This window comes from Desulfonatronovibrio magnus (assembly GCF_000934755.1).
In the GTDB taxonomy this organism is placed as follows: Bacteria; Desulfobacterota; Desulfovibrionia; order Desulfovibrionales; family Desulfonatronovibrionaceae; genus Desulfonatronovibrio; species Desulfonatronovibrio magnus.
This window is the reverse complement of record NZ_JYNP01000005.1, coordinates 107,611-119,416: the sequence shown is the minus strand read 5'-3', so window position 1 is coordinate 119,416 and position 11,806 is coordinate 107,611. Positions and strand designations below refer to the sequence as shown.

Sequence of the window (11,806 nt, the reverse complement as noted above, 5' to 3'; positions counted from 1 at the left end):
AGCCTTCAGCCTTCAGCCTTCAGCCTTTAGCCTTTAGCCTTGAGCCTTCAGCCTTCAGCCTTTAGCCTTCAGCCTTCAGCCTTCAGCCTTCAGCCTTCAGCCTTTATTTAGCCTTCAGCCTTTCAACCAGACTGGCCCGTAAAGTTGCTCGCAGGCGTGGTCCCGGTCCCCATGGTGAGGTTTTTGAAAGAAAATAATTTCCAGAGAAAAACTTACTCTTGCATTTTCGCATGTTGCTATATCTGCAAGCTTGAAAAGTCAATGCTGGCCGGACTTTTGTCCGAACATAGTCAAAACGCTAACAGTCTTTTCAGGGTGAAAACCGCCTACAAACATAATCTTGGCAAAAATACTGAATCCTGATAGATACATACAAAGCATATCCTTTAAACATCAAGATGCCAAATCCGGTAATTTCAAATGAACTATCTAAGATTTATCTCTTTTATGTTTTTCTTTTCAGGCTTTCTCATTCCAGTGAACTCAGTGCATGCAAATGATTCAGATCAATTGTATTTGGAGGTTCAGAAAAAACAAATTACCCATTATTACGAAGCAATAGGAACTATTCGTCCCAAAGAAAATCCAACCATCAGCTCCCGGGTTCAGGCCGAAGTTCTTGAAGTACTGGTCAATCCCGGTGATGAGGTTGAACCCGGTCAACTTATGATTCGTCTGGACGACAGAGAGTTTAAAAGCCGTCAAAAGCAGGCTGTAGAGCAGTATCAGGCTGCCAGAGCTGCTGTAAGACAGACTGAACAGGAAACTGCCAGGGCCCGGGCTGTTTTGGATGAAGCCTCTCTTGAGTATGACCGACATAAAGATCTTTATGCCCGCAATGTTGTTTCCAGGCAGGAACTCGACAGAACCGCCTCCACATATTATCAGGCTTTGGCCGCACATAAGTCCACGCTTATGGCCGGCCGGAATGCACTGCATAGTGAGGCTGCAGTTAGAGAGAAAGTTAAAGAACAGAACGTCTTGCTTCAATATACTGAGATCAGAGCAGCTAACTCAGGCCAGGTTGTACAAAGGTTTACGCACCCGGGTGACATGGCTTCGCCAGGTAAGGCTTTACTTGAAATGCAATCCAGAAACCTCCCACGCTTGGAGACCACTATCCCTGAAAGGCTAATTTCACGTATAGCTTTGGATCAGCAACATATTGTCAGGGTTGATTCTATGAAAACAAAGTTCCAGGGCAGGGTTGTTGAGATTGCGCCCCAGGCTGATAGGGCTGTACGCAGTTTTCTCATTAAGCTGGATATTGAGCCTGGCACGCATGTTCTTTATTCTGGAATGCTTGCCAGACTGTTACTTCCTTTAGAACATGAAGACGTGATTCTTATACCGGAAAATGCTGTTCGCTTTCTAGGCCAGTTGGAGACAGTCATGGTCATGGAAGGTGACAAAACACAGTTCAGACATATTCGCTCCGGCAGACAAATCAATAATATGATCGAAATTCTTTCTGGTTTAAATGTCGGTGAAAAAATTGTCATTGAACAGGAAGGTTCCAATTAATATGCCCAGCACTCCCGTCCAGTCCTTCCTTAAGCCTTTTATCACTTCCTATCTTGCCCCGATTCTGCTTTTCCTGTCCCTTTCTCTCGGCATTCTGGCCATGAACATTACTCCGCATGAAGAAGAGCCGCAAATTGTGGTGCCCATGGCAGATGTCATAGTGGATGTACCAGGAGCAAGCGCCCGGGAAGTGGAAAAACTCGTGGCAACCAGGCTGGAAAAACTCTTGTGGCAATTAAACGGTGTCGAATATGTTTACTCCAGTTCACAAAGAGACAGAGCAATTGTAACCGTACGCTTTTTTGTGGGCCAGAACTTGGAAGAATCCCTGGTCCGGCTGCACAACCAGATCTTCATGCACAAGGATCAGGTCCCTTCCATAGTGTCGGACTGGATAATCAAACCTGTAAGTATTGATGATGTTCCCATTCTAAATATTACACTTTTTTCTGATAAATACAGTGATTATGAACTACGCCGATTTGGTGTCGAACTCCTGGCCAGGCTGTCTGAAGTTGAAAACGTATCCAGAACCGGGGTTTACGGCGGCAGGCGTGGCCAGGTTCTGGTGGAGTTAGACCCGCAGGCCATGGCTGGCCGGGGGATTTCACCAGCCCGGATATATCAGGCCATAGACAATGCTGATTACTCTCTGACTTTGGGGCATTTTCCCCAGGGCAACAGGCTTTTTCAGGTACTGGGAGATGCCTGGCTTACCCATGAGGATCAGGTAGCTGATCTGGTAATCGAGAACATAGATGGCCTGCCTGTATATTTAAAAGATGTAGCCCGTGTTACCTACGGCCCAGCCGAACCTGAGTACTATACCCGCCTGGGTTTATCTGAAAGTTATCAGAAAAGTGCTTCAATGCAGCACTTACCGTTGTCTATGCCTTCAGTCACCCTGGCCCTGGCCAAAAAACAGGGAGCCAGTGCTGTGGCTGTGGCAGACAGTATTCTTGACAAACTGGATGAACTGGCAGAAGTTTTTTTGCCTTCAGGCGTTTACACTGAAGTCACCCGTAATTATGGCCTGACTGCCCATGAAAAGGTCAGCGATCTTTTTCGCTCCCTGTTCTTTGCTGTTACTACGGTAGTTCTGGTCCTAAGCCTTACTCTTGGATGGCGTCCGGCACTGGTGGTGGGACTGGCCATACCAGTAAGTTTTTCACTGGCCCTTTTTGGCAGCTACCTGCTTGGCTACACCATCAACCGGGTCACCCTTTTTGCACTTATCCTCTCTCTCGGACTCGTTGTAGACGACCCCATTACCAATGTGGACAATGTTAAACGTCATATGGCCATGGGAGGAAAGGATCCGGCAAACGCTGTGCTCAGCGGGGTCAGCGAAGTGCTTGTACCTGTGGTCATGTCTACCCTGGCCATTATTGCCTGCTTCCTGCCTCTTTTTTTCATAACCGGCATGATGGGACCCTACATGGCCCCCATGGCTGCCAATGTTCCCCTGACAGTTACATTTTCTACATTATGTGCTGTAACCATAGTACCATGGCTGTGCCACCGTTTTTTAAAGAGCACACCTGTAAGCAGCACTGTATCAGAACATCAGGGAGTTCCAAACTGGCTTTCGCACGGCTACAGAAAAATCATGCTTCCTTTCCTGAACTCACCCTGGCTGCGCCGCGCCCTGTTCGCCCTGGTTGCAGTCATGCTTCTGACAGCTGTTTCTCTGGCCATATTCAGATTTGTACCCCTGAAGATGCTCCCGTTTGACAATAAGGATGAATTTCAGGTCGTAATAAATATGCCTGAAGGTTCTACTCTGGAGCAGACAGACGCTGTTTTGCGAGATTTTGAAGCGTATTTTTCCTACATCCCCGAGATAACAACTTTTACCAGCTATGCCGGCATGTCTTCCCCCATGGACTTCAACGCCATGGTCAGACAGTACTATGCCAGAGAAAGAGCCAATCAGGGCGATATCCGCATAAATCTTCTGCCCAGAAAAGAAAGAACGACTGACAGCCATGCACTGATACTTTCCATGCGAAGGGATCTGGAGAACATCGCTCTAAGATATGGAGCTGTAATGGAGCTAGTGGAAGTTCCCCCTGGACCGCCTGTGCTGGCTACCATAGTGGCAGAAATATATGCTGAACCTCATAAAACATACCCGGAAATGATATCCGCAGCAGAGCATGTGAAAAAAATAATGATGGAAAAGGAATTTATCCGGGATGTGGATTACAGCGCCCAATACCCGCACAAGCGTTATGATTTTGTCCTGGATCGAACCAAGGCAGCACTTCATGGCTTAGATGCCCGGGAAATAATGCAAAATATGAATATTTTCATTAAAGGAGCAACTCCGGCTCAGTTGCACAGCGCCAATAACAGGGAAGCCCTTGATATCCGCATTGTCCTGCCCTTAGAAAAACGGGCAGGCATAACAAATCTTGAGCAGTTGCAAATGGTCTCTCAAACCGGCCATCTCATCCCCATAGGCGAACTGGGACACTTTGAAAAAGTTGCTGCAGACGAGCCTGTCCTGCATAAAAATCTGCGCCGTGTAGTTTATGTTACTGCAGAAATGGCTGGACAGCCTCCAGGTGAAGCCATTCTGGATATGAAGTCCAGCCTCAAGGCCAACCCGCTCCCTCAAGGTTTTATTGTGGACTGGCAAGGTGAAGGAGAATGGAAAATAACCATAGATGTGTTCAGAGATCTCGGACTGGCCTTTGCATTTGCTCTGGGTGCTATTTATCTGCTGTTAATCATTCAGACTGGATCCCTGGGACTGCCCCTGCTTATAATGTCTGCCATTCCTTTGACCCTGATGGGCATCATGCCTGGATTCTTTCTTTTGAATCTGATAGTTGGCAAAGAAGTGGACGGCTTTGCCGATCCGGTCTTTTTTACAGCAACTGCCATGATCGGCATGATTGCTTTGGGCGGAATAGTTATTCGTAATTCCCTGGTGCTTATTGATTTTATCAGCTCAGCTCTAAAAAAAGGGCTGGATCTTACTGAGGCAATCCTGCAAAGCGGCGCAGTCAGGTTAAGACCTATTGTGCTTACTGCTCTGACTACAGCCATTGGGGTCTGGCCCATAACCAGGGACCCAGTTTTTTCCGGACTGGCCTGGGCCCTGATTTTTGGGCTTATTGCCTCCACAATGTTTACTCTGATCCTGATTCCCATAAGTTACTACTTATTTTTCAGGCCAAAGACTAACCACCCTTAGTGAGGCGCATTATGAAAAAACTGCCCATAGGTATTGCTACACTAAGCAAAATTATAAACGAAGACTACGCCTCCGTGGACAAATCGAGATTTGTTCATGAACTGGTGGAAAATGGTTCTTACTACTTCCTTTCCCGTCCCAGACGTTTTGGCAAGTCCCTGCTTGTGGATACCCTCAAGGAGGCCTTTGAAGGTAATCGTCAACTCTTTAAGGGCTTGTGGCTCGAGGAACATTGGGACTGGGAGACACAATATCCGGTTATCCGATTTTCTTTTGGAGAAGGGGTTTCCAGTTACCGAAATCGGTTGGAGGAAAAAATCTGGGAACAACTTACACTGCATTAAAAGCGACTCGGCGTCCATTGCGCATTTCAAACCATTTCCGGGCGTTTTGGGCAGCTCATAGAAAACACAGCCCGCAAATACGGTCATGTGGTAGTTCTCGTGGAATGCTTTGCGCCGCGGCCAGATTGAAGACCTGGAAGCAGTTTTCCATTCCCTGTTTGCCTCCATCCCCAACGACTGGTACCGCAGGAATAATCTGGCCAGATATGAAGGCTACTACTGTTCAGTATTTTATTGTTACTTTGCAGGACTTGGCCTGGACACACGACCTGAAGAATCTACAAGCCATGGACGCATAGACATGACTGTACTCCTGGAAAACCGGGCCTTCATCTTTGAGTTCAAGGTTTTAGATCTGGACCAGACCCCGGGCAGTGCCTTAGAACAAATCAAGATCAAAGGCTATGCTGACAAATACCGCTTAGAAGCGGAAACCATCTACCTTATCGGTGTGGAGTTTGACCGCGAGAAACGAAATATCGTGGGGTTTGAATGGGAACAGGTTTAGTGAACGTTCTTACACGTAACTACAGTCGTATATATAATAAATTCAAAACATTATGGCTTTAACACACAGATTGCTTCGGCCCCTTAGGCTCCCTCGTGGGTGACAGGTATTGAGCAACTACATCTCTGACAGCTCAGGTGTCATTGCGAGCGAGTCTTCGAGCGCGGCAATCCTTATTGCGAGCGAAGCGAAGCAATCTCGTGTTAAGGTTGATTTTTTAGTTACTCACACGTTCGGTCTTGGTCCGCCCGGGTGAGGAGCTTTTTATTGAAAACAGGTTTACAGGTGATTTAAGCGTGAATCAACAACCACAGCATAGCTCAACAGTTTATATTACTGAAGGACAGTATGATCATTCACTGGACAGCATTGTCGAGGAAATACTATCTCTATTTCCAGCCAACAGAAAAAACAGTAATATTCTGGTCAAACCCAACATACTTGGTGCTCATGCACCGCAAAAAGCGGTGACAACCCATCCTGCCCTGGTCAGCGCTGTAATTCGCAAACTTAAAGATTGTGGTGCCCGGGTTATGGTGGGCGACAATCCCGGTATGGGCGGATATGGACGTTCCCAAAGGGCAGCCCGGGAATGCGGGCTTCTGGAATGCTCCGGAGACTCCTACATAAACCTTGGGTTGAACCCAGTTCGGATCAAGGTCAAGTCTGACTATTTTTCCCAAATCACTGTATCAGGAGAAATTCTTGATGCAGATGAGCTTATTAACCTGCCAAAACTCAAGACCCACTCTCTGACAGTACTGACCGGTGCAGTCAAGAATACTTTCGGCTATATTGTTGGAGCTGATAAAATGCGTGTGCATGCAGCCTGCCCAACACCCCTTCAATTCGCCCATGGCCTTGTAGATATATATCAGATCCGCCCACCTGAGCTGAATATAATGGACGCCATTATGGCCATGGAAGGCAACGGACCTTCCAATGGGAAACCTGTGCATCTAAGCCAGATTATGGCTTCTGAAAATGCTGTTACACTTGACTGCGCAGCAATCCACATGCTGGGTCACAAACCAGCTGCAGTGCCGCATTTGCAAGTGGCAGCAGCAAGAGAACTGGGACAGTCAGACCTCAAGTTAATGAACATTACTGGAAAAGTGCCCAAGGTCAAAGGATTCAGGTTTCCCAGAACCTTTGTGCCTGGACTTGCTGGAATCATCCTTAACAGATACCTGTCAAGATGGGCCAATTGTCTGCCTGAAGTTGTGAGTCACCGTTGTACAGCCTGCGGCATATGCGCCGGCCACTGCCCGGTAAAAGCAATGAAGATGTCGTCTGAAGGTCCACGTTTGGACAAGAAAGGATGCATTCACTGTTACTGCTGTCAGGAAATGTGTCCTGAAAATGCCATCAGGCTGTCAGGACGATTTCTGCGCTTACTTCAAAAAAGGTAGAAAAGTCTCACCCTGATTGACCAGGACCGAACCTGGGAATAACTGCCTTGATGAGTGGAGCCTGCATCCTGCAGAATACTAAAGCTCAGCCGGCAGGAAGTCGCCTCCAGACTGAGGCACCCTGTAAACAGTTTAAGCCATTCGGGTTGATTAAGATTTGATCCATGGGGCCAATGTCTATACATCGCAATTGTGCCAACCTCACCTGGACTTGAGAAATAACTTGATTTGCTGTGCGCATATTTCATATTGGCATTTAAGCTCATTCAACATTTTTTCAACATCAGAAGTATTGCCCGAAGTGCAGGCAACCTCTATGATTCTTGCTGCTTCAGCCAGGCAAGAGCAGCCCACGCTTGAAGAATTACCCTTGATGGAATGAGCCTCCCGGGCAGCCTGTTCTGTATTGCCCTGCTCAAGGCAGCTTTCAAGAGACTTGATACATCCCACAGCATTGTCTAAAAATATGTTCAGCACTTCAGTGGCAAAATCAAGATCATGGTCCACCCTTTCCAGCAGATCATCCACCCCAAAAGTCTGCAGTTCTTTGGCAAGACTGCCCCTCTCCATGTTTAACTCACTGTTTTCGCAACCACTATCTGACTCAGACTCGGCATCAAGACTGTTTTGAAGCCATCTTTGCAAAACTTTGCCAAGTTCTACAGGGCTTATGGGCTTGGATAGATAGTCATCCATGCCCGCCTGCAGACACTTCTCACGGTCCTGGTGCATGGCGCCCGCAGTCATGGCAATAATGGGAATGTCAGGATTACATAATTTTTCCCTGCTCAAACCCGCATTAACCTCATCATTCCCGGTCCCACCTTCATCATTCCCCGTGCCTCTAATCCTTCTCGTGGCCTCCAAACCGTCCATTTCAGGCATCTGCACATCCATCAGCACCAGATCATACTTAACCTTCTGAATAGACTTCAAGGCTTCCAGGCCGTTGGATGCAATATCAGCGGTCATTCCCAGCTTTTTCAGAATACCTGCAGCCACCTGCTGATTTACAGGATTGTCTTCAACAATCAGGACGTGCCCTTTTAGCCTTACCAGGTCAGCCTGTTGTCTTTTCATCTCCCGCACCATGTGCCTGGTGATTATTGGGCTGTCACTTCTCTTTTCCCTGCTGGAGAGAACCGCAATTAGTATATCAAAAAGTTCGCTTTGCCGAACAGGCTTATTCAGGTAGGCATGAAATCCGGCCTTTTCAAAGAGCTTTGCATCGCCAGGCCGCCCAAGGGAGGTAAGCATGACCAGTGGTATATCTTTATATTCGGGGCTTTTAAGCATTATTCTGCCCAGTTCTTCACCATCCATTTCCGGCATTTGCATATCAAGCACAGCCATGGCAAAAGAATCTCCCCCCTGGTATGTACTGGACAATACATTTAGTGCTTCAGAACCGCTTTGAGCCTGTCTGACCCTGGCCCCCCAGACTTCGAGCTGTTTTTTAAGAATTTCAAGATTAGTCAGATTGTCATCCACAATCAGAATATTTTTCTCCCTTAAATCGCCTGGTAAAGCAAATACTGTGCTTTCTCTCTTTTCAGATCTGGCAAAACGGGCCGTAAACCAGAATTCAGATCCATGCCCCAGGCTGCTGTTTACACCTATACTTCCTCCCATCAGTTCGGCCAATTGCCTTGATATGGCCAGCCCCAGACCTGTGCCGCCAAATTTACGGGTTGTGGACGTGTCAATCTGGCTGAACTTGTGAAACAGCAGATCAACCTTTTCTTCAGGAATACCAATTCCAGTATCTCTTACACTGAATCTGATGACAGCCTCATCACTTGTGCCTGATTCAAGACTGGCTGTGATCAACACATCTCCTCTGTCAGTAAACTTGACTGCATTACCGGCCAGATTGGTCAATATCTGTCGCAGGCGGCCAGGATCTCCCTTAAGCGCCCAGGGCACTTCCGGATCTGGCATGCAAATAATTTCCAGACCTTTTTCATGAGCTTTGACAGCGGTCAGTGAAGCCATATCCTCCAGCAGATGGTGCAGGTTGAACTCAATACTTTCCAGTTCCAGCCTTCCAGCCTCAATTTTGGAAAAATCAAGAATATCGTTGATTAATCCCAGCAATGACTCACCACTGGCCTGTATTGCCTGGGCCAGCCTTCGCTGCTCTGCTGAAAGATCAGTATCCAGCAAAAGATCAGTCATGCCTATGACCCCATTCATCGGGGTTCTGATCTCGTGGCTCATGTTGGCCAGAAACTCGGACTTGGCAAGGGTGGCTACTTCAGCCTTTTTCAAGGCATTTTCAAGGTCCTGCTCATATTTTTTCTGCTGCTGGGCATTAATCATCAACTTAGCCAATAGATTGAACAAATCTACTTCAGTATCACTCCACTCTCTTTGTGTAGTTACAGAGTCCATTCCCAAAAAACCATAGCAGCCTTCAGGGGCAATCAGGGGTATGGATATGGTTGACTTGATTCCCTGAGCCTGCAAATGTGCCTTGAAAGGGTCGCTGTCTGGCATTTCATCTACCCTGGGCAAGTAAAAATGATTACCCTGTTTATGTAATTGAACATTATCAAAACACAAAGCAAAAGGTAGCTCCTGCAGGTTATGAATCTGTGGCTCTATGCCTGGAGCGCACCATTCATGAGTATTGGACATCAGATTTTTTTCATAATCATAGCTGAAAATATAAACCCTGTCTGATTTGGTAAACCTGCCAACCCTGGCCAGAGATTCATCAATAGCCTGATCAAGCTGACTTGATGATACAGCAAGAAAAACCATGGACATGTCCATGAGCAAAGACTGCAGTTCAAGGCGATACTTCAGTGCCTGACGACTCTTCTTATACTCTGTGATGTCCCTGGCTACAGCAATCATCATTTTACGATCATCCTGAGTAAAGGATTGAATTCTGATTTCTGTCGGGAATTCGTGACCATCCTTTCCTCTATGAACCGTCTCAATGACCCTGAATCTGGCTTTATCCATGGCAACATCATCAAAAATGCTCTCCAGTTCTTTGCGGGTGATCATGGGTTTTATGTCATGAGGGCCAAGCTCAAGAAGCTCCTCTCTGGTCATGCTTAGAGACTTCCAGGCAGGTTCATTGGCATCAACAAACTTCATCTGCTGTTGATCAATAATAAAAAAACTATCAGTACTACTGTCTAAGGCCTTCTTGAATCTTTCATTTTCCAGGGATGCCACTTTGCTGTTGGTAATATCCGTCAACATGGCAAAAGAACCTGTGAACTCCCCTTTTTCATTAAAGCGTGGAGTTGATGAAACCAGCACCCATATGGTGCTTCCATCTTTATGAATCAATCGCAGTTCATAGTTTCCTGACTTGCCTGCTGCCCGCCTGTGCCATATCCTGGAAAACTTTTTCTGGTCTTGAGAATGGATCAGATCCCAGGCTGAAAGGCCCAGGAGTTCATCTTCACTGTATCCCATCATCCTGCAGAAGCTATTATTGACAAATGTAATAACTCCTTCTTTATTGAGCATTCTAATGCCTTCATTGGCGGTCTCCACTATCATCTGGTAACGCTCAAGGGATGTTCTGAGCATCTCTTCAAAGCGCTTTCTCTGGGATATATCTGCCAGAATCATTCTGCTTACCGGCCCATGATCTTCGTAGCGCACCATTGCCTGAATATTGATCCATAAAGGCGAATCTTTCCTGCTGCCGACCCGCACTTCAAATTCTGTTTTAGACTCGGTATTGAATAATTTTCTGAGGTTTCTGAAAAACGAATCTCTGTCTTCTGGATGAATCAATCGACCAAGCGAAGCACTGTTAATCCGAAGTCTGTCTATTTGCAGCATTGCTGCCCCTGTGATGTTGGCTTTAAGGATCATGCCATGCTCATTAACAGTAATGTAGCCCACAGGAGCCATTTCAAAAAGGTCAAAATAATCTGACCTGGCCTGTTCCAACTTTGCCTGGGCGTCTCGCAGCTCCTGGTTTTGTGCTTCCAGTTCAGCCTGATGGATCTGTAGTTCCTGTAAGACATGCTGAATATCTTCAATTGATAAATCGGAAATATCTTCCTGATTCACTGGAACTAATGAATTCTGCACCTTCCGGCGCAGTTCATGATATTTGTCATGTAAATCAATGTCAGAATTTTTTAGATGAGCCAGTGCGTCACTGCCTGATGCACTGGAGGTAGACTTGGAAGTCCAGGCGCTTATCACCAGGCCATAATAGTGGGGTGTATCAGTACTGAATTCAGGAGCAGGCCAGATACGAAATTTCATGGACACTTCGTGGCCATGGCGATTTTTCAGGCAGGCAGTTTGATCATGCTCATATGCCTGGGCCTGAGCCTTTTTATGCAGGCTCTCCCAAAATTTGTCACCTTGCTCAACGCTTTTAAGCTCCTCAAAGCTTTGAAAGCCAAGAATTTGCAAAAAAGCATTGTTGACCACCTCAAGCCCGGAGTCAGGACAAAATATAAACATCCCCATGGGGGATGAGAGCACAAAGTCCTGAAAATATTCTGTATTTATCAAAGACATAAGCACCTTGTGAATAAAAGGACATGGACAGGCAAGTAAAAGCTAAAAAACCATCACTTTAGTCGGGAATTAATTTTAACAACATTATACAGAAAAAGAAAAGACCAAGATTAATTTTTTACCTCAAAGCATAATTTCAAGTCAAGAAGAAACTCCAGAATGGTGTTCTTCCTACAAGTAACTACAATCGTATAAGTAATAAAATCAAGTCATTATGGCTTTACCATACAGATTAGTTCGGTCGCTTAGGCTCCCTCGTGGGTGACAGGTTTTCAGCAACTACATCCCTGACAGCTCAGGTGTC

Annotated in this window: 6 protein-coding genes; 5 read left to right on the top strand and 1 reads right to left on the bottom strand. The window is 46.3% G+C overall.

What is annotated here, in order from left to right:
- Positions 1-420 precede the first annotated feature (420 nt).
- From LZ23_RS00585 to LZ23_RS00565, 5 genes are all read left to right on the top strand, one after another.
- Positions 421-1,524, top strand: a complete 1,104-nt coding sequence (locus LZ23_RS00585; protein ID WP_045210641.1) for an efflux RND transporter periplasmic adaptor subunit — start codon at positions 421-423, stop codon at positions 1,522-1,524.
- 1 nt (position 1,525) lies between these two features.
- Complete coding sequence (locus LZ23_RS00580) at positions 1,526-4,729, top strand: efflux RND transporter permease subunit (RefSeq protein ID WP_045210639.1); 3,204 nt, start codon at positions 1,526-1,528, stop codon at positions 4,727-4,729.
- 11 nt (positions 4,730-4,740) lie between these two features.
- Entirely contained in the window at positions 4,741-5,073 is a 333-nt protein-coding gene (locus tag LZ23_RS23845) for an AAA family ATPase (protein WP_052506995.1), read from the top strand.
- 109 nt (positions 5,074-5,182) lie between these two features.
- On the top strand, positions 5,183-5,581 hold the full coding sequence (locus tag LZ23_RS23840) for a PD-(D/E)XK nuclease domain-containing protein (protein ID WP_045210638.1): 399 nt from the start codon (positions 5,183-5,185) through the stop codon (positions 5,579-5,581).
- Between the two features lie 296 nt (positions 5,582-5,877).
- A complete protein-coding gene (locus LZ23_RS00565) occupies positions 5,878-6,993 on the top strand; it encodes a DUF362 domain-containing protein (RefSeq protein WP_045210800.1) in 1,116 nt (371 codons plus the stop codon).
- 201 nt (positions 6,994-7,194) lie between these two features.
- Here LZ23_RS00565 and LZ23_RS22070 read toward each other — a convergent pair whose 3' ends face one another.
- Positions 7,195-11,502 carry a PAS domain S-box protein gene (locus tag LZ23_RS22070; RefSeq protein ID WP_052506994.1) on the bottom strand — a complete coding sequence of 1,436 codons (4,308 nt, stop codon included), beginning with the start codon at positions 11,500-11,502 and terminating at the stop codon, positions 7,195-7,197.
- Positions 11,503-11,806 lie beyond the last annotated feature (304 nt).